Origin of the sequence: Mycobacterium sp. OTB74 (assembly GCF_029892685.1) — a bacterium.
GTDB lineage: Bacteria > Actinomycetota > Actinomycetes > Mycobacteriales > Mycobacteriaceae > Mycobacterium.
The window spans coordinates 25,785-50,055 of the sequence record NZ_JARXVD010000020.1 but is presented as its reverse complement, the minus strand read 5'-3'; the positions used below and the strand labels follow the sequence as shown (position 1 = coordinate 50,055).

Genomic DNA, 24,271 nt, shown 5'->3' with positions numbered 1-24,271 from the left:
CTGTTAGCTAGCTAACATTTCACCCGGAAACTTGACGCGTGTCAAGTTTACTGCCGATAATTGACGTCATGGTGAGCAAGTCTGAGACGCAGACCTTCCTGGAGATCGAAGACCGCCTTTCGGCCGAGTTCGCCAGCGTCCCGCCCGCCCGGGTGGCCACTGTGATCGGCGATGTGCGACAGTCGTTCTCCGCCAGCAGGGTTCGAGATTTTGTACCTCTGCTCGTAGAGCGGCGTGCCAGGCATGAGTTGACGCGCATTACCGCGGTCGACGCCCACTGAGGCGCGGGACCCCGACACGAATTTCGCGCCGGGGCCCCTTCGGTATTGCGCGTCAGCCGAGCCGCTCGATGATGGTCGCGTTGGCCATGCCGCCGCCCTCACACATCGTTTGCAGGCCGTAGCGCCCACCGCGCTGCTCGAGAGCGTTGACCAGCGTGGTCATGATGCGAGCCCCAGAAGCGCCCAATGGGTGGCCGATGGCGATCGCGCCGCCGTTGACGTTGGTCTTCGAAAGCAGGTCGGATGCCCTTGCCCCGCCCAGTTCCAAAGCCCACGACAGCACCACCGGTGCGAACGCCTCGTTGACCTCGAACAGGTCGATGTCCGACAACGACAGCCCGGCCCGTGACAGCACCTTTTCGGTCGCCGGGATGACCCCGGTCAACATGTACAGCGGATCCGAGCCGACGGCAGTGGTGGTATGAATTCGGGCCAGGGGCCGCAGACCGTGACGTCGAGCGAAGGCGCCGCTGGTGATCATCACCGCGGCGCTGCCGTCCGACAGCGGTGACGAATTGCCCGGCGTTATCTCCCAGCGGACTTGGGGGAAGCGCTCGGCATAGCCCGCGCTGTAGAACGCCGGCTTGAGCCCGGCGAGGGTCTGTACGGACGTTCCGGGGCGGATGATCTCGTCGGCGCTGAGCCCCCCAATCGGTACCAGTTCATTGTCGAACAGCCCGTCTTTGGTTGCTCGGGCAGCTTTCTCGTGGCTGCCTGCAGAGAACTCGTCGAGTTCGGTGCGCGACAGGTTCCATTTCGCGGCGATCAATTCAGCGCTGACACCTTGGGGGACAAGGCCTTCCGGGTACCGTCCGGCCATCCCGACGCCGAATGGGTCGCTGCCGGGCAACACGCTCGAACCCATCGGCACCCTGGACATCGACTCGACGCCCGCGGCGATCACCGCGTCGTACGCTCCCGCCAGAACGCCTTGGGCAGCAAAGGAGATGGCCTGCTGCGAGCTGCCGCACTGGCGGTCCACGGTGGTGCCGGGCACGCTCTCCGGGAACCCCGCGCCCAGCAGGGCGTTGCGGGCGATGTTGACGGCCTGATCGCCAACCTGTGTGACAGCGCCGCTGATGACGTCGTCGATCAGGACAGGATCGATGCCGGTGCGCTCGACCGCCGAGCGCAGGCTGTGGGCGAGCAGGTCGGCGGGCAGTACGTCGTGCAACGCGCCACCGGGCTTGCCCTTGCCGACGGGGGTGCGTACCGCGGCGACGATGACGGCATCGCGATCGGTGTATCCGGACATTTAATCCTCCTGAACTCCACACTGAGTATCGGTTCCTATACCTAGGTACCTACATCAGGTGTAACAGCTGGGTTCACCTACAACAACCCAGCTGTAGAGTGATCTGCATGACAATGCTGCTCGGCCCGCTCGCCGAACGGGATGACTGGTCGGCCATCGGCCAGTGCCCGATCGAGCAGACCATGACCCTGGTCGGCACCAAGTCGGCCATGCTGATCCTGCGCGAGGCCTTTTACGGCACAACGCGTTTCGACGACTTCGCCCGCCGGGTCGGGATCACCAAGGCAGCCACCTCGGCGCGACTTTCGGAGCTGGTGGAGGCTGGCCTGATGACCAAGCGGCCGTACCGGGAGCCGGGGCAACGAAGCCGCGACGAGTACGTCCTCACCGACGCCGGTACCGCGTTCATGCCCGTGGTTTGGGCGATGTTCGAATGGGGCCGGCACTACGTCAAGGATTCCCGACTGCGGCTGACCCACCTGCACTGCGGCGCCGAAGCCACAGTGGAGATCCGGTGCGCCGAGGGACACGAAGTCCCGCCTGACGAGCTGGGCATGAAGCTGACCCGCAAATCGCGATAACCTGCGGGTTGTGCTGCAGCTACGGGCCATCACACCGCCGGAACTCACCGAATCGGTACTGGACCTATATCGGAGCCGGCACGGTGTGACCAACGTGGTGGTGCACCGCGGCGCCGCCATCGACCCGGCGGGCGACGTCATCACCGCCGATGTTGCCCGAGAGGCTGCCAACGCACTGATCGACGGGCTCAAGGCACGCGGGGTCGACCAGGACGGCGCCATCACCATGGAGGCGCTCGACACCGTGCTGTCCACCGCGGCCTATCACGCCGAGGATGAAGCCCAGGGCGAGGGCGCTGATGCAGTCATCTGGGATGAGCTGGTGCTGCGCACCCGCGAGGAATCCAGCCTGAACGTGACGTTTCTGACGTTTCTGTGCATAGCGTGCCTGCTGGCTGCGGTCGGCGTGCTGACCGACTCGGCTGTCACGGTCGTCGGTGCAATGGTGGTGGGACCGGAATTCGGGCCACTGGCGGCGATCGCGGTGGCGTTGGTGCGCAGCAAGGGTTACCTGGCCAAGCGTGCCTTGGCGGCGCTGCTGGTCGGCTTCCCGTTGGCAATGGCAATTACCGCGGCGGCTACCTTGGCCTTCGAGGAATTGGGTTTGGTGGACTTGGCCAGCACCCACGACCTGCGACAGGTTGCCTTCATCTTCCAGGTTGGCCCCTTCTCCCTGGTGGTTGCGCTGTTGGCCGGGGCGGCCGGCATGCTTTCGCTCGTGACCTCGAAATCCTCTGCGCTGGTTGGGGTTTTCATCTCGGTCACCACGGTTCCTGCGGCCGGCCTTGCGGTGGTGGCTGCAACCGTAGGTGACTGGGATGTGGCGCTGGACTCGCTGGCACAGCTGGCGGTCAACATGGTGGGCATCGTGGCGGCGGGCAGTGTTGTGCTGTTTATTTTTCAGCGCACCCGGCCTGAGTGAGGACAGCCGGGCCCGGTACTCCGCGTGTGCTGCAACCTGCCCGTTGTTGTGGTGGGATCAAACGCTATGGCAATCAAGGTGGCGCTGGAGCACCGCACCAGCTACACGTTCGACCGGTTGGTGCAGGTGTACCCGCACGTGGTGCGGCTGCGCCCGGCGCCGCACTCGCGGACTCCGATTGAGGCCTATTCGCTCAAGATCGAGCCCGCCGACCACTTCATCAACTGGCAGCAGGACGCTTTCGGTAATTTTGTGGGCCGCTTGGTTTTTCCGGAGCGAGCCCGGAGCTTGACCATCACCGTCGGATTGATCGCCGACCTCAAGGTGATCAACCCCTTCGACTTCTTCATCGAGGACTGGGCGGAATCTGTTCCGTTCGACTACCCGGACAGTCTGCTGGCGGATCTGGAACCGTATCTGCGGCCAGTTGAGGACGCCGACGAACTGGTCCGGGCCTGGGTGCAGAACTTCGTGATCGCCCCCGGCACCGGCACCATCGACTTCCTGGTCGCGCTCAATCAGGCACTCAACCGCGATGTCGGCTACAGCGTCCGGCTCGAACCCGGCGTCCAGACGCCGGATTACACGCTGCGCACTGGTATCGGCTCCTGCCGCGACTCGGCCTGGCTGCTGGTGGCGATCCTGCGGCAGATGGGTTTTGCGGCCCGGTTCGTATCGGGATACCTGGTCCAGTTGAGTTCGGACATCCCGGCTCTGGACGGGCCCTCTGGTCCGGCCGCCGATTTCACCGATCTGCACGCGTGGACCGAGGTGTACGTGCCCGGCGCCGGCTGGGTCGGTCTGGACCCGACCTCTGGGTTGTTTGCCGGCGAGGGGCACATACCGCTGTCGGCCACGCCCCATCCGGAATCGGCGGCGCCGATCACCGGAGCGGTCGAACCTTGCGAATCCACAATGGAATTCGCCAACGTCGTGACCCGGGTACACGAGGATCCCAGGGTGACCCTGCCCTACACCGATGCGGCGTGGAAGTCGATCTGTGCTTTGGGCACCACCATCGACAAGCTGATGACCGACCGGGACATCCGGCTGACCGTCGGAGGCGAACCGACCTTTGTCTCGATCGACAACCAGACCGACCCGGAATGGACCACTGAAGCCGATGGCCCCCACAAGCGGCAGTTGGCCTCCGCACTGACCGCCCGGCTCGCCAAAACTTGGGCGCAGGGTGGCTTGGTGCAACGCAGCCAGGGCAAGTGGTATCCGGACGAGCCCTTGCCGCGGTGGCAGATCGGCATCATGTGGCGCACCGATGGCACGCCGCTGTGGCTCAACCCAGATCGGCTCGCCGACCCCTGGGCGGCGGACTCGGGCGCAGCCGTGGAACGGGTCGCACCGGAATCGCCGCGGCTGCTGCTGACCGCGATCGCGGCGGGTCTGGGGCTGCCCGACACCCAGGTGCGGCCGGCATATGAGGATGGGCTCGCCCGGCTCGCCGAGGCCACCCGCCAGCCCGCCGGTGAACCGGTCGGCGCTGACGACGACCTGACCAGCGATACTGCTGGTTCACGAAAGGCCTTGCTGGACAAGCTGGATTCCCGCACCGGAGGTCCGGCGGCGTACGTGCTGCCGCTGCACCGGAGCGACGATGAATCCGGATGGGTCTCGGCGGACTGGCGGCTGCGGCGTGGTCGACTGGTGCTGCTGGGCGGGGACTCGCCCGCGGGTCTTCGGCTGCCGCTCAACTCGATCAGCTGGCACCCCCCGCGACCGGACTACGAGACCGATCCGCTGGCCGGGGAGCCAGCGGAATCGGACACTCGGCCCGCGGGAGTGGTCAGCGCGGACGGCGCTCCGCCCACTGCGATGGTGGCCGAGGTTCGAGACGGCCTGCTCTATGTATTCCTGCCGCCGACAACAACATTCGATGATTTTGCCGACCTGGTCGGCCGCGTCGAGGCAGCCGCGTCCCGGGCCGGCACCAAAGTCGTCATCGAAGGTTACGGCCCGCCGGCCGACGCCCGCCTGCACCAGATGACCGTCACTCCGGACCCCGGCGTGATCGAGGTCAACGTCGCACCGACGGCAAGTTTTGCAGAGCAGGCCGATCAACTGCAGACCCTCTACGAACAGGCCCGCCTGGCCCGGTTGTCCACCGAGTCGTTCGATTTCGATGGCACCCACGGCGGCACGGGCGGCGGCAACCACATCACCCTGGGCGGTGCCAAACCGGCCGACTCGCCGCTGCTGCGCCGCCCCGACTTGCTGGTTTCCATGCTGACCTACTGGCAGCGTCACCCGGCACTGTCCTACTTGTTCTCCGGTCGATTCATCGGCACCACTTCACAGGCACCCCGCGTGGACGAAGGCCGGCCCGAAGCGCTCTATGAGCTGGAGATCGCGTTCGCCGAGATCGCTCGCGTCACCGCGGGGCACGCATCACCACCCTGGGCCACCGACCGCGCACTGCGGCACTTGCTCACCGACATCACCGGCAACACCCACCGCGCCGAATTCTGCATCGACAAGCTGTACAACCAGGACAGCGCCCGCGGCCGGCTCGGCCTACTGGAACTGCGCGGCTTCGAGATGCCGCCGCACTTCCAGATGGCGATGGTGCAGTCGCTGCTGGTCCGGTCATTGGTGGCCTGGTTGTGGGATCAGCCGCTGCAGGCACCGTTGATTCGCCACGGTGAGAACCTGCATGGCCGGTACCTGTTGCCGCACTTCATCATTCAAGACATCGCCGAGGTTGCGGCCGACCTGCGCCGGGTGGGTCTCGCATTCGACACCAGCTGGCTCGACCCGTTCACCGAGTTCCGGTTCCCCCGGATCGGTAGCGCGGTACTCGACGGAGTCGAACTGGAACTGCGCGGTGCCATCGAACCGTGGAACACACTGGGTGAGGAATCCACCGGCACCGGCACCGCCCGCTACGTCGACTCATCGGTGGAACGGCTGCAGGTACGACTGGTCGGCGCCGATCGGCACCGCCACGTCGTCACCGTGAATGGGTTTCCGGTGCCGCTGCTGGCCACCGACAGGCCGGATATTCAGGTCGCAGGGGTGCGGTTCCGGGCCTGGCAGCCACCCAGCGCCCTGCACCCGACAATCACCGTGGACGGACCATTGCAGTTCGAGTTGATCGACGTCGCAACCGGGGTCTCCAAAGGCGGCTGTACTTACCACGTTTCGCACCCGGGCGGCCGGGCCTACGACACGCCGCCCGTCAATGCGGTCGCAGCCGAGTCGCGGCGTGGCCGCAGGTTCGAGGCCGCCGGATTCACTGCGGGCCCGGTCGACCTAGCTGACCTTCGGGAGAAACAGGCCCGCCAATCCACCGATGTCGGTGCGCCGGGCATCCTTGATCTCCGCCGGGTGCGTACCGTTCTCAGGTAATGGTCCTGCGCACGAACACCGCCTCGACGCCCGCCAGTGCGTCGACGAGCCAGGCTGCCGACAGTATTTCGGGGTATCACGGCGCCAGCACGGGCTACGACGAATTCGTCGACCCGGTGGGCGCCATCCGCCCGGCGTGGCAGGAATTGGCCGACTGTGTCGCGGTCCGGGGCTGGGCCGGAATGGACCAGTTGCACCGTGCAGTGCGCGAAGCGGTGGACCACGACGGCATCAGCTATGGTTCGGCTGTTGGCCGCGGGGATACCGCTCCCGGGTCGTGGCACCTCGATGCGCTGCCGCTGCTGTTGTCAGCTGATGACTGGAACATGTTGGAATCCGGGCTGATTCAACGATCGCGGTTGATGGACGCCGTGCTCGCCGATCTTTATGGCGAGCGCAGATCTATCACCTCGGGGGTGCTGCCCGCGCAGTTGCTCTACGCCCACCCCGGCTATCTGCCTGCGGCCCGCGGCATTCTGGTTCCGGGCCGTCATCAGCTGTTCCTGCACGGCTGCGACATCAGTCGTGCGAAGGACGGAAGCTTTCGGGTCACTGCCGACTGGACCCAGGCGCCATCGGGAGCCGGGTATGCACTGGCCGACCGCAGGGTCATTGCGCACGCGGTGCCGGACCTCTACGAACACGTCGGGCCGCGCCCGGTGTCTCCGTGGGCGCAGGCGCTGCGATCGGCACTGATCAACGTCGCCCCGGAGTCCGCCGAGGAACCCGTCGTGGTCGTCCTCAGCCCCGGCATCCACTCGGAGACGGCGTTCGACCAGGCATATCTGGCTGGAGTGCTGGGCTTTCCGCTCGTGGAGAGCGCCGATCTGGTGGTCCGCGACGGCCGGATGTGGATGCGCTCGCTGGGCACCCTCAAGCGCGTCGACGTGATACTGCGCCGGGTTGATGCCGATTATGCCGATCCGTTGGACCTGCGACCCGATTCGCGGTTGGGCGTGGTCGGCATGGTCGAGGTGTTGCGGCGCGGCGCCGTGACAGTGGTCAACACCCTCGGCAGTGGCGTTCTGGAAAGCCCCGGGATACAGCGGTTTCTGCCCGAGTTGGCCGAACTTCTGGGCAAAGACCCGCCGCAGCTGCTGACCCCGCCGATGTACTGGGGCGGCACCCCGTCGGAGCTTTCGCATCTCGTCAGCCGGCTACCGACACTGCTGATCCGGCCGGTTGACGGCGGATCTGCAATCGTCGGCCCGCAGCTGTCATCGGCCGAGTGTGTCGAACTGTCAGCGCGGATCAACGCCGAGCCGTGGCGATGGGTGGGGCAGGAACTACCGGAGTTCTCCTCGGCGCCGACCGATCTGTTCGGCGGTGGACTGTCCGCAGCCGGCGTCGGAATGCGGTTGTTCACCGTCGCTCAGCGCGGCGGATACGCGCCGATGATCGGCGGCCTGGGCTACGTGGTGGCCGGGGGAGATGCCGCTTATCAGATGAAAACCATTGCGGCAAAAGATATTTGGATTCGATCCACGGAGCGCATCGTGGCGGCGCCGGTGGTGGAGTTGCCGGCGGCCCCGGCCAGCCCGACTCGGGTGATCAGCTCGCCGCGTGTGCTGTCGGATCTGTTCTGGCTGGGCCGGTATGCGGAACGGGCCGAATTCACCGCGAGGCTGCTCACCGTCACCCGGGAGCGGTATCACGAATTCCGGTACCGTCCGGGTCAGCCCGGCGGCGACTGTGTGCCCGTGTTGTTGGGCACGTTGGGCGAGATCACCGGCACCGACACCGGCACCGCCGGCGACTACGCCGAGATGGTGGCGACCGCGCTCAGCACCTTGTGGGCGCTGACGGCCGATCGCAACCGTCCCGGATCGCTGGCGCAATCGGTCGAGCGGCTAGGACTGGCGGCGCGTGCCGTGCGGGACCAGATGTCCAACGACACCTGGATGGTGCTGGCCTCGGTGGATCACGCGGTGCGGGCCATCAACACCAGGGTGGGTCGCGACGGCACGCTGCCGCCGCCAGAGTCGAAGGCCGCAGCCGAGGCGTACCTGGCGACAGCGCACACCCAGACGCTGGCCGGGATGTTGGCGCTGTCCGGCGTCGCGGCCGAATCGATGGTCCGCGACGCGGGCTGGGCGATGATGGACATCGGCAAGCGCATCGAGCGGGCCCTTTTGCAGACCGCGCTGTGGCACGCGACCCTCAGCACCGTTCGAGACCCGGAGACCGAACGCATCGTCACCGAGTCGGCGCTGGTTGTCTGCGAGTCCTCGGTGATCTACCGACGGCGCACGCTGGGCATGGTCAGCGTGGCAGCAGTGGCCGATCTGTTGCTGTTCGACGAGGAGAACCCACGGTCGTTGGCCTTCCAGTTCGATCGGATGCGGGCCGACCTGCGGGCGTTGCCGTCCTCGACGGGTTCGTCGCGGCCGGAGCGGTTGGTCGAGGAGATCGCTGCACGGCTGCGCCGGTTGGACCCGGCGGACCTGGAACACATCAACGAGGACGGCATCCGTGACGAATTGGCTGGACTGCTCGGGGGCATGCAGGCAGACCTGCGCGAGCTCTCCGACGTGATCCGGACGACGCATCTGGCGGTGCCCGTCGGTATGCAACCTCTGTGGGGGCCGGACGAACGCAGGGTGATGCCATGACCAGCCAGTTACCCCCGAACAACGGGCAACCCACAGACACCAGGCGATACCTGGTCACCCACCGAACTGCCTACCGGTACTCGGACGATGTGACCAGCTCGTATGGTCGCGGCTATCTGACGCCGCGGCACGGCACCCGCCAGCGTTTGCTGACGCATGACCTGGTGGTCGACCCCGAGCCGTCGGATCGTTCGACAAGTCCGGATGCCTATCGAAACATCAGCTCGTATTTCCATGTGACGCAATCGCATCGGGAGTTGATCATCACCGCGAGCTCGACGGTCGAGGTTGATCCGCCACCGGCGCAGTGGTATTCAGAGGGTTCGGGCGGTGCACCGTGGGAGCTGTCCCGCCCGGTCGGTCCGTCGGGCGCGCTGGCCGTCGAGTTCGCGCTTGATCTGCGGCCTGCGGAGATCACCGACGAGGTACGTGCTTACGCCGCACCGAGTTTCGCCCCGGGCCGCCCGTTGAACGAGGTGCTGGCCGACCTGAATTCCCGGATCTTCACCGACTTCACCTATCGGTCCGGATCGACGACGGTCTCCACCCGGGTGGCTGAGGTGATGCGTGCACGAGAAGGCGTCTGCCAGGATTTCGCCCGCCTGGCCATCGCCTGCGTGCGTGCCAATGGCCTTGCGGCCAGCTATGTTTCAGGTTATCTGGCCACCGATCCGCCGCCGGGCAAGGAGCGCATGATCGGTATCGACGCCACCCACGCCTGGGCGGCCGTGTGGACGCCGGACGGTCGCTGGCTGGGCCTGGATCCGACCAACGATCAGATGGCCGACGAGCGCTACATCATCGTCGGGTTCGGGCCTGACTACGAGGACGTGCCGCCGCTTCGCGGTATTATCTACACCGATTCAGACAGCAGCACCATCGATGTGTCGGTGGACGTCGCACCGCTGGTGTCCTAAGACGGCCCTGCGCGCCGCATTGACGCCAACCCGGTGGTAAGGGCACTATCCGCCTATGGCGCGCGTAACTATCTGGCGATCGGGAGCTGCAGTCCTCGTGGGCGTGGCAGCTCTACAACTGACCGCGTGCAACGCGAACACCACGAACACCGTCAAGCCGGACGATGCCGCCCAGAAGGTGACCGAGTTGGTGGCCAGCCAGAACAACTTCCGGCCCACGGACGTCACGTGCCCGGCCGATGTGCCGGCCAAGGTAGGCGGCAAGTTCGAATGCCAATTCACCGGGCCGCGCTCGGTGAAGTACGTCGCGCACATGAAGATCGCCAAGGTGGACGGTCAGAAGGTCACGCTGGATATCAAGGTCGATCCGGCCAAGTAGCCCTTCGGGCCGCGCCAGGTGCCGGGTCGCCGCATCGTGACCGTCCCGTGACGAAAACGCGAGTGGCGCAACCGGATTTGGCTCGCCGCCGTTCCTAGGATCGGCTGGGTGAGTGACCGATACGGATCCGATGTCCTGGCCCGCAACCCGAACGCCAAGAAGCGCTCGACCGAGCAGCCCGCCGAGATCGGCCTGGTAGTCGAGGATGCCGCCACCGGATACGTCGGTGCGGTGACCCGGGTCGAACACGGCCGCGTGGAGTTGGAGGATTTCGACGGCCACCGCAGGCCGTTCCCCCTTGGCCCCGGGTATCTGATCGACGGCCGGCCCGTCATTCTCACCGCACCGAAACGCAACACACCCGCGGCGCCCACCCGCACGGCGTCGGGATCGGTTGCCGTCCAAGGACTTCGGGCCCGCACCGCGTTGGCCAGCAGAATCTACGTCGAGGGTCGGCACGATGCCGAGTTGGTCGAACAGGTCTGGGGACATGATCTGCGGGTCGAGGGCGTGGTGGTCGACTACCTCGGCGGTGTCGATGATCTGGCCGGCATCGTCCGCGAGTTCCGACCCGGCCCGGGCCGGCGGCTGGGGGTCCTGGTCGACCATCTGGTGGCCGGGTCCAAAGAGGCCCGGATTGCCGAGCAGGTGCGCCGCGGTCCCGGCGGAGAACACACCTTGGTGGTGGGTCATCCGTTCATCGACATCTGGCAGGCGGTCAAACCCGCCCGGATCGGCAAGCCGGCCTGGCCGGTGATCCCTCGCGGGGTGGAGTGGAAGCACGGGGTGTGCGAGGCGCTCGGGTGGCCGCACGCCGACCAGGCCGACATCGCCCGGGCCTGGCAGCGCATCCGTCGCCAGGTGCGGGACTGGAACGACCTGGAACCCGAGCTGATCGGCCGGGTCGAGGAGCTGATCGACTTCGTGACCCAACCTGCAGACGGCTGAGCCGCTGGCTTGAGGCCGGGCGTGGTAAGTCTGAACTGTGTCCGACGGTCTCTTCGAAGTAGACGGCGGCGGCGTTGAGAGCAGTCGTGCCGCCGCGTCCTCGATGCAGGCTCCGCTGGCCGTACGGATGCGGCCGGAGAGCCTGGACGAAGTCGTCGGCCAGGACCACCTGCTCAAGCCGGGGTCGCCGCTGCGCCGGCTGGTCGAGGGTTCGGGCGCGGCCAGCGTCATCCTCTACGGTCCGCCCGGTACCGGGAAGACCACGCTGGCGTCGCTGATATCCGGTGCCACGGGACGGCGGTTCGAGGCGCTCTCGGCGCTGTCGGCAGGGGTCAAGGACGTCCGCGCAGTGATAGATGAAGCGCGGCGCTCGGCGGTTCACGGCCGGCAGACCGTGTTGTTCATCGACGAGGTGCACCGGTTCTCCAAGACCCAGCAGGACGCCCTGCTGGCCGCGGTGGAGAACCGGGTGGTGCTGCTGGTGGCCGCGACCACCGAGAACCCGTCGTTTTCCGTGGTGGCGCCGTTGCTGTCACGGTCGCTGATCCTGCAGTTGCAGCCGCTGACCGCCGAAGCGGTCCGGACGGTGGTGCAGCGGGCCATCGCCGACCCGCGCGGGCTGGCCGGCGCCATCGAGGTCGACGACGAGGCGGTCGATCTGCTGGTGACCTTGAGCGCAGGCGATGCGCGGCGGGCGCTGACCGCACTGGAGGTCGCCTCGGAAACAGCAGGGTCCGCCGGCGAGCGCGTCACGGTGGAGGTCATCGAGCAGTCACTGGACAAGGCGGCCGTGCGCTATGACCGTGACGGCGACCAGCACTACGACGTGATCAGTGCCTTCATCAAATCGGTGCGCGGCTCGGACGTCGACGCCGCACTGCACTACCTGGCCCGGATGCTGACCGCAGGGGAGGACCCGCGGTTCATCGCCCGCCGGCTGATGATCCTGGCCAGCGAAGACATCGGTATCGCCGACCCGACGGCACTGCCGCTGGCGGTCGCCGCGGCCCAGACCGTGCAGTTGATCGGCCTTCCCGAGGCACAGTTGACGCTGGCACACGCCACCGTGCACCTGGCGACAGCGCCCAAGTCGAATGCGGTGACGACGGCGCTAAGTGCCGCGATGGCCGACATCAAGGCCGGCAAAGCCGGAATGGTCCCGGCGCATCTGCGCGACGGGCACTATGCCGGTGCGGCCGCGCTGGGCAATGCGCAGGGCTACCAATACGCCCACGATCATCCGGGAGGCGTTGCAGCACAACAATATCCACCCGATGAGTTGGTCGGCGTCGACTACTACCGCCCAACCTCCTACGGTGCCGAGCGCGAGATCGCCGGTCGGCTTGAGAAGCTGCGGGCGATCATCCGCCGGCGGCGCTGACGCAGCGCCTCGCGTGGCCCAGTCGCGATGGGCTGTGCGCGCAATCGAAAACTCGCGCCGAGGTGTTGCGGCGCAACAATATCCATCCGACCTTGGGGTTAGACCAGTTCAGGCACCCGCAGATGTGCGATCACCAGATCGAACGCACAGTCGGCTATCTCCGACGCCCCGGCTGCCTTAACCGATTCGACTTTGAGCGCCGTGGCCTGGTCCCAGTAGTCCGCCATCATCGCGCGGTTGCGGAACGACACCGACGACACCGCGCGACCCGACCCACGATCGACGAGCAGACTGGCGCTGCAGAAGCCCGGAAGGTGTTCGACCTGCCTCAGCACGGCCTCGCGGAAGTATTCGATGCCTGCGTCGAGTAGGTCCGGCGGCACCGTGAGCCAGGTAGCTCGTACGCACGCACCGTTGTCCGAACCGTGCTCGCGGTGCAGGACGGCGATCTCCCAGTCTTCGGCTGTCGGATTGCCGCCGCCAAACTGTTCGGCCGCCAAGTTGCGGAGCCGACGACCCTCGTCGGCGCTGTCGCGCAGGGCGTCCTCGGAATCCCAGGAACTCGTGGCGATGCACCGGCCCGATTGCCGGTCGACCATCAACGACAGCCCGATCGAGCCGGGGAGTTCTTGCAGAACAGGCATCACTTGGTCCCGTACGAACGCAGTGCCGGCGTCGATTTGCTCTGGGCGCGCCGTCATCGTGGTAGAACGTGCGAACACGGTCCACTCCCTCATTATTCGGGGCGGCGCTCCGGTGGCGCCGCCGGATATCGACCACTCTCCTCCGCGACGGCGAGACGCACAATGCATGTTCGGGCTGGGGTTAAAGCCTGCAACCTGCGGACCGGTACTGTAGACGGTCGAACTATCAGTCGGCAGCAGCCAGACTCGCGGCGAGACGCAAGGACGACATAACGTGCAGACCCACGAGATCAGGAAGCGCTTCCTTGATCATTTCGTGAAAGCGGGCCACACCGAAGTGCCGAGTGCATCGGTGATCCTCGACGACCCCAACTTGTTGTTCGTCAACGCCGGAATGGTGCAGTTCGTGCCCTATTTCCTGGGTGCACGCACGCCGCCGTACGACAAGGCCACCAGTGTCCAGAAGTGCATTCGCACCCCGGACATCGACGAGGTGGGCATCACCACCCGGCACAACACCTTCTTCCAGATGGCCGGCAACTTCTCGTTCGGTGACTACTTCAAGCGTGGCGCCATCGAACTGGCTTGGGATCTGCTGACCAACTCGGTGTCCGAGGGTGGTTACGGGTTCGATCCGGAAAGGCTGTGGGCCACCGTCTATCTCGACGACGACGAGGCCATCGCGCTGTGGGAGGAAATCGCCGGGCTGCCGCCTGAGCGCATCCAGCGCCGCGGCAAGGCGGACAACTACTGGTCCATGGGTATCCCCGGCCCCTGCGGCCCGTGCTCAGAGATCTACTACGACCGCGGACCCGAATACGGCATCGACGGCGGCCCGGAGGCCAACGAGGACCGTTACATCGAAATCTGGAACCTCGTGTTCATGCAGAACGAACGTGGCGAGGGCACCAGCAAGACCGACTTCGAAATCCTCGGCCCGCTGCCGCGGCAGAACATCGACACCGGCATGGGTGTCGAGCGCATCGCCTGCCTGCTGCAGGGCGTCGACAACGTCTACGAGACCGATCTGGTCCGTCCGGTGATCGACAAGGTGGCCGCAGTGGCGCCCCGGCACTACGGCGCCGGCAACCACGCCGACGACGTGCGCTACCGCGTCATCGCCGACCACAGCCGCACCGCGGCCATCATCATCGGTGACGGCGTCACCCCCGGCAACGAGGGCCGTGGCTACGTGCTGCGCCGCCTGTTGCGCCGGATCATCCGCGCGGCCAAGCTGCTCGGCGTCGAACAGCCGATCATGGCTGACCTGATGGCCACTGTCCGCGACGCGATGGGCCCGTCTTACCCCGAGTTGGTAACGGATTTCGAGCGGATCAACCGTATCGCCGTCGCCGAGGAGACCGCGTTCAATCGCACCCTGGCCTCCGGTTCCAAGCTCTTCGAAGACGCCGCCGCTGCAACCAAATCGGCGGGGTCCACAGTGGTGTCCGGCAAGGACGCCTTCACCCTGCACGACACCTATGGCTTCCCGGTAGAGCTGACCTTGGAGATGGCCGCCGAAGCAGGATTGTCGGTCGACGAAGAGGGCTTCCGGTCGCTGATGGCCGAGCAGCGGCAGCGCGCAAAGGCTGACGCCGCGGCCCGCAAGCACGCGCATGCCGACCTGTCGGCCTACCGCGACCTGGTCGACGCCGGCCCCACCGAATTCACCGGATTTGATGAATTGACTTCCGAGGCAAGGATTCTCGGCATTTTCGTGGACGGCAAGCGCGTTCCGGTGGTCACCCACGGCGAGACTGCCGCCGGGGACACCATCGAACTGGTGCTGGACCGCACCCCGCTGTACGCCGAATCCGGCGGTCAGATCGCCGACACGGGATCCATCACGGGCACCGGCTCGTCGGCCACCGCGAAGGCGGCGGTCACTGACGTACAGAAGATCGCCAAGTCGCTGTGGGTGCACACCATCAACGTCGAGTCCGGTGAGTTCGTCGAGGGCGACACCGTGACGGCTGCGGTGGACCCGACCTGGCGGCGGGGCGCGACGCAAGGCCACTCGGGCACGCACATGGTGCATGCCGCGCTACGACAGGTGTTGGGCCCCAACGCTGTTCAGGCCGGCTCGCTGAACCGGCCGGGCTACCTGCGGTTCGACTTCAACTACCAGGGCGCGTTGAGCGACGAGCAGCGCACCCAGGTCGAGGAAGTCACCAACCAGGCGGTGCAGGCCGACTACGAGGTGCACACCTTCAACGAGAAGCTGGAGAAAGCCAAGGCGATGGGCGCCATGGCGATGTTCGGCGAGGCATACCCCGACGAGGTGCGGGTGGTCGAGATCGGCGGGCCGTTCTCACTGGAACTCTGCGGTGGCACCCACGTGCAGCGGTCGGCCCAGATCGGCCCCGTGACCATCCTCGGCGAGTCTTCGGTCGGTTCGGGTGTGCGACGTGTCGAGGCCTACGTCGGGCTGGAGTCGTTCCGGCACCTGGCCAAAGAGCGTGCATTGATGGCAGGTTTGGCGTCGTCGCTGAAGGTGCCTTCTGAAGAGGTGCCCGGCCGGGTGGCCAACCTGGTCGACCGGCTCAAGGCGGCCGAGAAGGAACTGGACAAGGTGCGCCTGGCCGGCGCCAAGGCCGCGGCCGCCAATGCTGCGGCCGGTGCTGAGATGGTCGGCAAGGTGCGATTGGTCGCGCAGCGGATGGCCGGCGGCTTCTCCGGCGGAGATCTGCGCAGCCTGGTCGGTGACATCAAGGGCAAGTTGGGCGCGGACCCGGCGGTCATCGCGCTGATCTCCGAGGGCGAAGGCGACTCGGTGCCGTACGTGGTGGCCGTCAACGGCGCCGCGCAAGACCTGGGACTGAAAGCCAACGAACTGGTGCAGCAGCTTGGTGCGGCGGTCGGCGGTCGTGGCGGCGGAAAAGCCGATCTGGCACAGGGTTCCGGCAAGGGAGCGGCGGGTATCGACGCGGGTCTGGCCGCGCTGCGCGCAGAGCTGGGCCGGAGCTAGATTTCGTGACCTATACCGACAGGATGCCCGACCGGCCCGGGAGCGACGACCCCGGGCGTGGGCGGCGGCTGGGCATCGACGTCGGGACGGTCCGGATCGGCGTTGCAGTATGCGACCCGGATGGAATCCTGGCCACCCCGTTGGAAACCGTGCGCCGCGACAAAACCGATAAGCATCTGGCCCGACTGGTGAAACTGGCCGGCGAGCAGGATGCCGTGGAGATCATCGTCGGGCTGCCGCGTACGTTGAAAGACAAAGCCAGCAACTCTGCGCACGACGCGGTTGCGGTGGCCGACGCACTCGCTGCCAGGCTGAGTCCCATCCCGGTGCGGATGGCGGATGAACGGTTGACGACGGTCAGCGCCCAGCGCTCGCTGCGGGAGGCAGGGGTGCGGGCCAAAGGACAGCGACAGATGATCGATCAGGTTGCGGCAGTGGGCATCCTGCAGACCTGGCTCGATCAGCGCCGAGTGGTGCTGGCGGCGCGGGCAGACAGTGAGGGCGGTGTATGACCTCTAACGACACGGCTGTCGACGATGACGATGATTGGGTCAGCACCCGCTCTCAACCGGAGTCCGTGGGGCCACCACGTAGAAATCGGAGCCGCGCCAACCGGATCCGGGCTGAGCGGGATCGCAAGCGGCGCGGCGCGTTCAGTGGGGTAGCAGTGGCTGTGCTGATCGTGGTGGTGATCGGCGCGGTATTCCTCGGCTCCCGTATGTGGCACGGAATCTTCGGCCCCGGAAACGACTATTCCGGCAGCGGTCGCAATGACCTGGTGATCGAGATCCACAACGGTGACTCGACTACTGCCATTGCGCAGAACCTGCATGACCATGGGGTCGTCGCCACCGTCAAGGCCTTTGTCGACGCCGCTGGTCGCAACAAGCAGATGACCGAGATCCAGCCCGGTTTCTACAAGGTGCGCACCGAGATTCCGGCTGCCGACGCTGTTACTCGGCTGACAGACAAGAACAATCGGGTAGGGCGCCTGGTCATTCCTGAAGGCCGCCAGCTCGATGACACCTCCGACGTCAAGACCAACAAGGTCAACCAGGGCATTTTCAGCCTGATCTCGGAAGCCAGCTGTGTCGACCTGGATGGCAACCGCAAGTGTGTGCCCGCTGCCGACCTGAAGCAGGCTGCGGGCGCGGCCGATGTTGAGGCACTGTCGATTCCGGTATGGGCCCAGGCGCCGGTGAAGGCTCTGGGCAGCGACCATCGCAGGCTCGAGGGGCTGATCGCACCGGGTACCTTCAACGTCGACCCATCGGCGCCGGCGGCATCGATTCTGGCGGGGCTGATCAGCGAGAGCGCCCACCAGTACGAGCAGGGCGGACTGCTGGATGCCGGGCCGGCCGCGAACCTGACGCCGTATCAGGTCCTGGTGGTGGCGTCCCTGGTGCAGAAAGAGTCCAAGCCGCAGGATTTCGCGAAGGTGGCACGCGTCATCTACAACCGCCTCGCGACCCCGGACCACCGGCAGTTGCAGTTCGACTCGACCGTCAACTATCCGCTGGACCGTCAGGAAGTGGCGACGACCGACAGCGACCGGGCGCAGCCGACTCACTGGAATACCTATGTGCGCGAAGGACTTCCGGCCACGCCGATCTGCTCGCCAGGTCAGCCGGCGGTGGCTGCGGCACAGGAACCGGCAGAGGGTGACTGGCTGTACTTCGTGACCACCGATCTGCAGGGCACCACTCTGTTCACCCGCGACTACCAGCAGCACCTGGCCAACATCGAGCAGGCCAAGCACAACGGTGTGCTCGACAGTTCCCGATGACCGCACGCCGGGCGGCGGTGCTCGGTTCGCCGATCGCGCACTCGCGTTCGCCGCAGTTGCATCTGGCCGCGTACGGAGCTCTTGGGTTGACCGATTGGACCTATGAGCGCATCGAGTGCACCGAGGCCCAATTACCGGAATTGGTAGGCGGTTTCGGGCCGGAGTGGGTCGGCGTATCTGTCACGATGCCGGGCAAGTTTGCCGCCCTGCGGTTCGCCGATGAACGCACTGAGCGGGCTGAACTGGTCGGTTCGGCCAACACCCTGGTGCGAGTGTCAGGTGGCTGGCGTGCCGACAACACCGACGTCGACGGAGTGATCGGGGCGCTGGGTGCGGTGTCCGGTCCGGCCGCGGTACTCGGCTCGGGTGGGACGGCGCCGGCGGCGGTCGTTGCCCTGGCCGAACTCGGCATTACGGACCTCGCCGTCGTTGCGCGCAATGCAGCCAAGGCGGAACCGCTGGTTGAACTGGGAGACCGGTTGGGGGTTGCAGCGCGTTGGGTGCAGTTGGGTGAGACGCTGAATTCCCTTGGTGTGGTGGTCAATACGCTGCCGTCGGAGGTTGCCGGCGAGTTCTCCGGTTCGGTGTCCGCCGCCGAGGTGCTGCTTGACGCCATCTACGACCCGTGGCCGACGCCCCTGGCACAGGCAGTTTCCGAGGCGGGTGGCCGGGTGGTCAGCGGACTGCAGATGCTGCTGAACCAGGCTTTCGCTCAAGTCGAGCAGTTCACCGGGATGCCCGCACCGCGCGAGGCGATGGCAGCAGCCCTGAACCAAGCCTGACCGGCCTGACCGCGGCACATTGGCGTCGGTTGGCCTGCGGCGGCGGCCTTAACCTCGAAGCATGGGGGCGGGCATCGTTATTGGAATCCTGACCATTGGCATCTGGATGATCGTGCTGTCCGGGTACGACCTGCGGGAGCGGCGGCTGCCGAACTGGCTGACCTTGCCGGGCGCTGCGGTGATCGTGACGGTGGCCCACATCGATGGCCGCGGGACCGCTGCGGTGCTGGGCGCCGGCGCCTTGTTCGGGTGCTATCTGCTGGTGCACCTGTTGAACCCGAAGGCGATGGGCGGCGGAGACGTCAAACTGGCGCTGGGCTTGGGCGCGTTGACCGGGATGTTCGGAGTCGATGTGTGGGTGCTGGGGTCTGTGGGTGCGCCGGTACTGACCGCGGGCTACGCGGTGGTCGCACTGTTGTGCCGTCGGGGCAAGACGGTGCCACACGGCCCGTCGATGTGTCTGTCCAGTGCGGCTGCCGTGGCGCTGGCGGTGGTTTAGACAAACAGCTCGGTAGCGTTGCGCACACTATGAGCACCCGTCCCGCCACACCGGCTGATCTGCCCGTCATCGCCGAGATCTACGCGCATTCCGTCCGGAACACCGTGCTGCTGCAATGCACCCTGAAGTGACGGATTTCAGCCGGTAAACCCCGTCATGGGAGAATGGGACGCGTGTTGCGATGGACCACAGCAGGTGAATCCCACGGCCGCGCCTTGATGGCCATGGTCGAAGGCATGGTTGCCGGACTTTCCGTCACCTCCGATGACATCGCGACCCAATTGCAGCGCCGGCGCCTCGGCTACGGTCGCGGCGCCCGGATGAAGTTCGAAAAGGACGAGGTAACCCTGCTCGGCGGGGTTCGGCACGGCCAGACCCTCGGCGGCCCCATCGCCATCGAAATCGGCAACACCGAATGGCCCAAATGGGAGACCGTGATGGCCTCCGACCCGGTTGACCAGGCCGAACTCGATGTTGCCCGCAATGCCCCGCTGACCCGGCCACGGCCCGGTCACGCCGACTATGCCGGCATGCTCAAATACGGATTCGACGATGCCCGCCCGGTGCTCGAACGCGCCAGCGCCCGCGAGACCGCAGCCCGCGTGGCCGCCGGCACCGTTGCCCGCGCCTTCCTAAAGCAGGCCCTTGGTGTCGAGGTCATCTCGCACGTCATCTCCATCGGCGCATCCAAGCCCTATGACGGCCCGGTGCCGCAGCCACAGGACCTCGATGCCATCGACGACAGCCCGGTGCGCGCCTTCGACAAGACCGCTGAAGAGTCCATGATCGCTGAGATCGAGGCCGCCAAGAAGGACGGCGACACCCTCGGCGGCATCGTCGAGGTGGTCGTGTCCGGACTGCCGATCGGCCTGGGCTCGTTCACCAGCGGCGACAACCGCCTCGACAGCCAACTGGCCGCTGCCGTGATGGGCATCCAGGCGATCAAGGGCGTCGAGATCGGTGACGGCTTCGAAACCGCGCGTCGTCGCGGCAGTGCCGCTCATGACGAGATCTACCCCGGCCCAGACGGCATCACCCGGTCCACCAACCGGGCTGGCGGCCTGGAGGGTGGCATGACCAACGGTCAGGCTCTGCGGGTACGTGCTGCGATGAAGCCGATCTCCACGGTGCCGCGCGCGCTGGCCACCGTCGACATGGCCACCGGCGAGGAAGCCGTCGCGATCCACCAGCGCTCCGACGTGTGTGCCGTCCCCGCTGCCGGCGTGGTGGTGGAGGCCATGGTGGCATTGGTGCTGGCCCGTGCCGCGCTGGCCAAGTTCGGCGGCGACTCGTTGGCCGAGACGCGCGCCAACGTCGAGAACTACCTGCGGTCGGTGCGTGAACGCGAACCGCAAATGTCGGGATAAATCGATGGCGCCCAAGGCGGTATTGGTCGGCATGCCGGGTTCGGGCAAGTCGACCATCGGTCGTCGGCTGGCCAAGGCGCTGCAGGTCCCGATGCTGGATACCGACGTCAAGATCGTCGAGACCACGGGCCGCAGCATTGCCGACATCTTTGCCGAGGGCGAGTCGGTGTTCCGCAAGATCGAGGCGGACGTCATCCGCGAGGCGCTGGCCGAACACGATGGTGTGCTGTCGCTCGGCGGCGGCGCGGTGACCACCCCCGAAGTACGCGAGGCGCTGGCCGGACACACCGTCGTATATCTGGAAATCAGTGCGGCAGAAGGTATTCGGCGCACCGCCGGTGGCGGCCGACCACTGTTGGCGGGTGACGACCCCGGCGCCAAGTACCGCGTGTTGATGGCGCAGCGTGCGCCGCTGTTCCGCAAGGTCGCCAGCTTCCGGGTCAACACCAACCGGCGCAATCCCGGTGCGGTGGTTCGGCACATCGTGCACAAACTCGAGCAGCCGCGCTGCGACGAGCACCCCCGTCGCCGCCGCCGTTCGGCGTGGCGCCGACTGCCTACCGTCCTCAATCCCGGACCCGCCACTGATGCGCCGCCCAGTCCCGCGGCGTTGGCTCGCCGAGTCGGTGGCTCGAAATGACCAGTGAGCCGGTGGCTCGAAATGACCAGCGAGCCGGTGGCTCGAAATGACCAGCGAGCCGGTGGCTCGAAATGATCAGAAGCGCGGAGGCTATGCATGACTGAACCCGTGGTCGTCGATGTGAACGTCGACCGGCCGTATCCGGTGATCATCGGTACCGGGTTGCTCGGCGACCTGGGCCGGGTGCTGGCCGGTCGGCACCGGGTGGCCATCCTGCACCAGCCGGTGCTCACCGAGACCGCTGAGGCGATCCGGAAGTTTTTGGCGGACAACGGAACTGACGCGCATCGCATCGAGATCCCGGATGCCGAAGCGGGTAAGGACCTCCCTGTCGTCGGGTTCATCTGGGAAGTGTTGGGGCGCATCGGTATTGACCGGAAGGACGCCATCGTCAGCCTCGGCGGCGGTGCGGCCACCGACGTCGCCGGCTTTGCGGCAGCCACCTGGCTTCGCGGTGTCGACATCGTCCACGTGCCCACCACGCTGCTCGGCATGGTCGACGCGGCTGTCGGCGGCAAGACCGGCATCAACACCGACGCGGGCAAGAACCTGGTCGGCGCCTTCCACCAGCCGCTCGCGGTGCTGGTCGACCTCGCGACGCTGGAAACCCTGCCGCGCAACGAGATCATCGCCGGCATGGCTGAGATCGTGAAGGCCGGCTTTATCGCCGACCCGGTGATCCTGGACCTCATCGAAGCCGATCCGCAGGTCGCACTGGACCCGACCGGCACGGTGCTGCCGGAGCTGATCCGCCGGGCCATCGCGGTCAAGGCCGAGGTGGTGGCCGCCGACGAGAAGGAGTCGTCGCTGCGCGAGATCTTGAACTACGGCCACACCTTGGCGCATGCCATCGAGCGCCGTGAGCGCTACCAGTGGAGGCACGGCGCCGCGGTGTCGGTGGGTTTGGTGTTCGCCGCCGAGTTGGGCCGCCTGGCCGGGCGTCTCGATGACGAGACCGCGGACCGGCACCGTCGGGTACTGACGTCGCTGGGGTTGCCGGTGTCGTATGACGGCGATGCCTTCGGCCAGCTGCTGGAGTCGATGGCCGGGGACAAGAAGACCCGGTCCGGAGTGCTGCGTTTCGTCGTGCTCGACGGTCTGGCCAAGCCGGGTCGGCTGGAGGGCCCCGATCCGTCACTGCTGGCCGCCGCGTATTCGGAGATCGCCAAAGACTGACGCGCATTCCGTGCATAAAAAATCGCGGCCGGTGCAACCGGCCGCGATTTTGTTGTCTGCGCTCAGGCCTCGGGCTTGGGTTCCTTGGCCGTCTCGGTTGCTTCGGTAGCTTCGGTTGCTTCGGCCGAACCGTTCTCGCCCGCGGTGACTGCTGCGAAGACGTCGGTATCGGCCCGTTCACCGGCGTGCTCATGCTTGGGTGCCGGCGGCGCATTGCGGTCGACCAGCCACCGACCCAGGGTTACGCCGCACACTCCGGCCACGAACAGGAGCAGCGCCGTGAACGCGGCGAACGTGGTGAGCTCGTTGAGAATGCTCTCGACGTAGATGTTGTCGTAGAACTGGCCGATGATCCACGACACCAGGCCGCTGACGATTCCGGCGAACAGGCCGGCCAGCAGCCAGGCCATGGCCAGATCCTCGCGGCGGTCGGGGTCGGGCTGCGTGCGGGCGTCGCTCTGGCCGTCGAGAACACCCCAGACGAAGGCGGCGATGGTGAACACCGAAACCAGGCCGATGCTGATCCAGAGGGCCTGGGCCTGCCAGGCGCTGATCATCGCTCCCTGGAGCAGTCGGACAATCACCATCAACGCCGCGAAGACCACTCCGCGCAGCAACCACTTACTCATGAGGTCACAGAGTAGCGAGTAGCGTCACACATCGTGACGATATCCCACCGGCGCCACATTTTGCGCCGTCGTCTGGCTGAGGTCGGACTGGACGCGATGCTGGTAACCGACCTGGTCAACGTGCGATATCTATCCGGGTTCACCGGTTCCAACGCGGCGCTGCTGATCTGCGCCGGAGACGACACCGCGACCCTGGCGACCGATGGGCGGTATCGCACCCAAGCGGCGCAGCAGGCGCCGGACGTGCGGGTCGTAATCGAGCGGGCGTGTGCGCCGCAGCTGCTGCGCGCGGCCGTCAAGGCTGGGGTGGGCCGGCTCGGATTCGAGAGTCACGTGATGACTGTCGACGCGCATGCGGCGCTGGAGCGGATCAACGCGGGCCCCGAGCTGATACGGGCGCCCGGCACCGTCGAGGCACTGCGTGAGGTCAAGGATGCCGGCGAGGTTGCGCTGCTGCGGCTGGCTTGCGAGGCGGCCGACGCCGCACTGGCTGACCTGGTGGAAGCCGGTGGCCTGCGGCCGGGTCGCACCGAGAAAGAAGTGGCACGGGACCTGGAGTCCCGGATGCTTGACCACGACGCAGACGGGCCGTCGTTCGAGACCATCGTCGCGACCGGGGCCAACTCGGCGATACCGCACCACCGGCCCACCGATGCGGTGCTGGCAGCTGGGGATTTCGTCAAGATCGACTTCGGCTCGCTGGTCGGCGGGTACCACTCCGACATGACGCGCACCTTCGTGCTGGGCGACGCAGCGCAGTGGCAGCTGGAGATCTACGACCTGGTGGCCAGCGCCCAGCGGGCGGGACGTGAGGCGCTGGCAGCGGGCGCTTCGCTGGCGGCCGTCGACCGGGCATCCCGGCAAGTGATCACCGACGCCGGGTACGGCGAGACGTTCTCGCACGGGCTCGGCCACGGCGTCGGACTGCAGATCCATGAAGCGCCGGGAATCAATGCCTCCGCCGCCGGTACACTGCTTGCTGGCTCCGTGGTCACCGTGGAGCCCGGTGTCTATCTGCCCGGCCGGGGCGGCGTCCGTATAGAGGACACGTTGGTCGTGGGCAGCGACGAGACATCCACACCAGAGTTACTAACCCGGTTCCCCAAGGAACTGGCCATCCTCTGACGACAGAGAGCTAGGAGCA

General features: G+C 66.5%; 21 protein-coding genes. 18 read left to right on the top strand and 3 right to left on the bottom strand.

Going from position 1 to position 24,271, the window contains the following annotated elements; translation table 11 throughout:
• Nucleotides 1–68: 68 nt before the first annotated feature.
• Nucleotides 69–281 carry a hypothetical protein gene (locus M2432_RS22745; RefSeq protein WP_280829104.1) on the top strand — a complete coding sequence of 71 codons (213 nt, stop codon included), beginning with the start codon at nucleotides 69–71 and terminating at the stop codon, nucleotides 279–281.
• A 52-nt stretch (nucleotides 282–333) separates the two neighbouring features.
• On the opposite strand, the gene M2432_RS22740 is transcribed toward M2432_RS22745, so the two are convergent.
• Nucleotides 334–1,536, bottom strand: coding sequence for a thiolase family protein (locus tag M2432_RS22740; RefSeq protein WP_280829103.1), 1,203 nt, complete (start codon nucleotides 1,534–1,536; stop codon nucleotides 334–336).
• Between the two features lie 107 nt (nucleotides 1,537–1,643).
• On the opposite strand from M2432_RS22740, the gene M2432_RS22735 reads away from it, so the two are divergent.
• The 8 genes from M2432_RS22735 (at nucleotide 1,644) to M2432_RS22700 (ending at nucleotide 12,636) form a co-directional block, all read left to right on the top strand.
• Nucleotides 1,644–2,117 (top strand): helix-turn-helix domain-containing protein, encoded by a 474-nt coding sequence (locus M2432_RS22735; protein ID WP_280829102.1) that lies wholly within the window; start codon nucleotides 1,644–1,646, stop codon nucleotides 2,115–2,117.
• A gap of 10 nt (nucleotides 2,118–2,127) precedes the next feature.
• The gene (locus M2432_RS22730) at nucleotides 2,128–3,039 is read left to right on the top strand and encodes a DUF389 domain-containing protein (RefSeq protein WP_280829101.1); all 912 of its coding nucleotides are present in this window, start codon (nucleotides 2,128–2,130) and stop codon (nucleotides 3,037–3,039) included.
• A gap of 66 nt (nucleotides 3,040–3,105) precedes the next feature.
• Nucleotides 3,106–6,399: a transglutaminase family protein gene (locus M2432_RS22725; RefSeq protein ID WP_280829100.1), complete on the top strand. Its 3,294-nt coding sequence runs from the start codon at nucleotides 3,106–3,108 to the stop codon at nucleotides 6,397–6,399.
• Nucleotides 6,399–9,011 carry a circularly permuted type 2 ATP-grasp protein gene (locus tag M2432_RS22720; RefSeq protein ID WP_280829099.1) on the top strand — a complete coding sequence of 871 codons (2,613 nt, stop codon included), beginning with the start codon at nucleotides 6,399–6,401 and terminating at the stop codon, nucleotides 9,009–9,011. Before M2432_RS22725 ends, M2432_RS22720 begins: the two co-directional genes overlap by 1 nt.
• A complete protein-coding gene (locus M2432_RS22715) occupies nucleotides 9,008–9,928 on the top strand; it encodes a transglutaminase family protein (protein ID WP_280829098.1) in 921 nt (306 codons plus the stop codon). Before M2432_RS22720 ends, M2432_RS22715 begins: the two co-directional genes overlap by 4 nt.
• A gap of 55 nt (nucleotides 9,929–9,983) precedes the next feature.
• A complete protein-coding gene (locus M2432_RS22710) occupies nucleotides 9,984–10,307 on the top strand; it encodes a DUF4333 domain-containing protein (RefSeq protein ID WP_280829097.1) in 324 nt (107 codons plus the stop codon).
• Nucleotides 10,308–10,415: 108 nt separating this feature from the next.
• Nucleotides 10,416–11,255, top strand: coding sequence for a DUF3097 domain-containing protein (locus M2432_RS22705; protein WP_280829096.1), 840 nt, complete (start codon nucleotides 10,416–10,418; stop codon nucleotides 11,253–11,255).
• Nucleotides 11,256–11,292: 37 nt separating this feature from the next.
• Nucleotides 11,293–12,636, top strand: a complete 1,344-nt coding sequence (locus tag M2432_RS22700; RefSeq protein WP_280829095.1) for a replication-associated recombination protein A — start codon at nucleotides 11,293–11,295, stop codon at nucleotides 12,634–12,636.
• Nucleotides 12,637–12,734: 98 nt separating this feature from the next.
• On the opposite strand, the gene M2432_RS22695 is transcribed toward M2432_RS22700, so the two are convergent.
• Entirely contained in the window at nucleotides 12,735–13,358 is a 624-nt protein-coding gene (locus M2432_RS22695; protein ID WP_280829094.1) for a hypothetical protein, read from the bottom strand.
• Nucleotides 13,359–13,554: 196 nt separating this feature from the next.
• On the opposite strand from M2432_RS22695, the gene alaS reads away from it, so the two are divergent.
• The 8 genes from alaS (at nucleotide 13,555) to aroB (ending at nucleotide 22,498) form a co-directional block, all read left to right on the top strand.
• Nucleotides 13,555–16,248 carry an alanine--tRNA ligase gene (gene alaS, locus M2432_RS22690; protein WP_280829093.1) on the top strand — a complete coding sequence of 898 codons (2,694 nt, stop codon included), beginning with the start codon at nucleotides 13,555–13,557 and terminating at the stop codon, nucleotides 16,246–16,248.
• Nucleotides 16,249–16,253: 5 nt separating this feature from the next.
• Nucleotides 16,254–16,760 (top strand): Holliday junction resolvase RuvX, encoded by a 507-nt coding sequence (gene ruvX, locus M2432_RS22685; RefSeq protein WP_280829092.1) that lies wholly within the window; start codon nucleotides 16,254–16,256, stop codon nucleotides 16,758–16,760.
• On the top strand, nucleotides 16,757–18,034 hold the full coding sequence (locus M2432_RS22680; protein WP_280829091.1) for an endolytic transglycosylase MltG: 1,278 nt from the start codon (nucleotides 16,757–16,759) through the stop codon (nucleotides 18,032–18,034). Before ruvX ends, M2432_RS22680 begins: the two co-directional genes overlap by 4 nt.
• Nucleotides 18,031–18,816, top strand: coding sequence for a shikimate dehydrogenase (locus tag M2432_RS22675; RefSeq protein WP_280829090.1), 786 nt, complete (start codon nucleotides 18,031–18,033; stop codon nucleotides 18,814–18,816). The genes M2432_RS22680 and M2432_RS22675 overlap by 4 nt, the downstream gene beginning before the upstream one ends.
• A 61-nt stretch (nucleotides 18,817–18,877) precedes the next feature.
• On the top strand, nucleotides 18,878–19,315 hold the full coding sequence (locus M2432_RS22670) for an A24 family peptidase (RefSeq protein WP_280829089.1): 438 nt from the start codon (nucleotides 18,878–18,880) through the stop codon (nucleotides 19,313–19,315).
• A 173-nt stretch (nucleotides 19,316–19,488) separates the two neighbouring features.
• A complete protein-coding gene (gene aroC / locus M2432_RS22665; RefSeq protein ID WP_280829088.1) occupies nucleotides 19,489–20,682 on the top strand; it encodes a chorismate synthase in 1,194 nt (397 codons plus the stop codon).
• A gap of 4 nt (nucleotides 20,683–20,686) precedes the next feature.
• On the top strand, nucleotides 20,687–21,322 hold the full coding sequence (locus M2432_RS22660) for a shikimate kinase (RefSeq protein WP_280829087.1): 636 nt from the start codon (nucleotides 20,687–20,689) through the stop codon (nucleotides 21,320–21,322).
• A gap of 96 nt (nucleotides 21,323–21,418) precedes the next feature.
• A complete protein-coding gene (gene aroB, locus M2432_RS22655) occupies nucleotides 21,419–22,498 on the top strand; it encodes a 3-dehydroquinate synthase (RefSeq protein WP_280829086.1) in 1,080 nt (359 codons plus the stop codon).
• A gap of 62 nt (nucleotides 22,499–22,560) precedes the next feature.
• On the opposite strand, the gene M2432_RS22650 is transcribed toward aroB, so the two are convergent.
• Complete coding sequence (locus M2432_RS22650) at nucleotides 22,561–23,127, bottom strand: B-4DMT family transporter (protein WP_280829085.1); 567 nt, start codon at nucleotides 23,125–23,127, stop codon at nucleotides 22,561–22,563.
• Between the two features lie 33 nt (nucleotides 23,128–23,160).
• On the opposite strand from M2432_RS22650, the gene M2432_RS22645 reads away from it, so the two are divergent.
• Nucleotides 23,161–24,252 (top strand): Xaa-Pro peptidase family protein, encoded by a 1,092-nt coding sequence (locus M2432_RS22645; protein WP_280829084.1) that lies wholly within the window; start codon nucleotides 23,161–23,163, stop codon nucleotides 24,250–24,252.
• The last annotated feature ends 19 nt before the right edge of the window (nucleotides 24,253–24,271 follow it).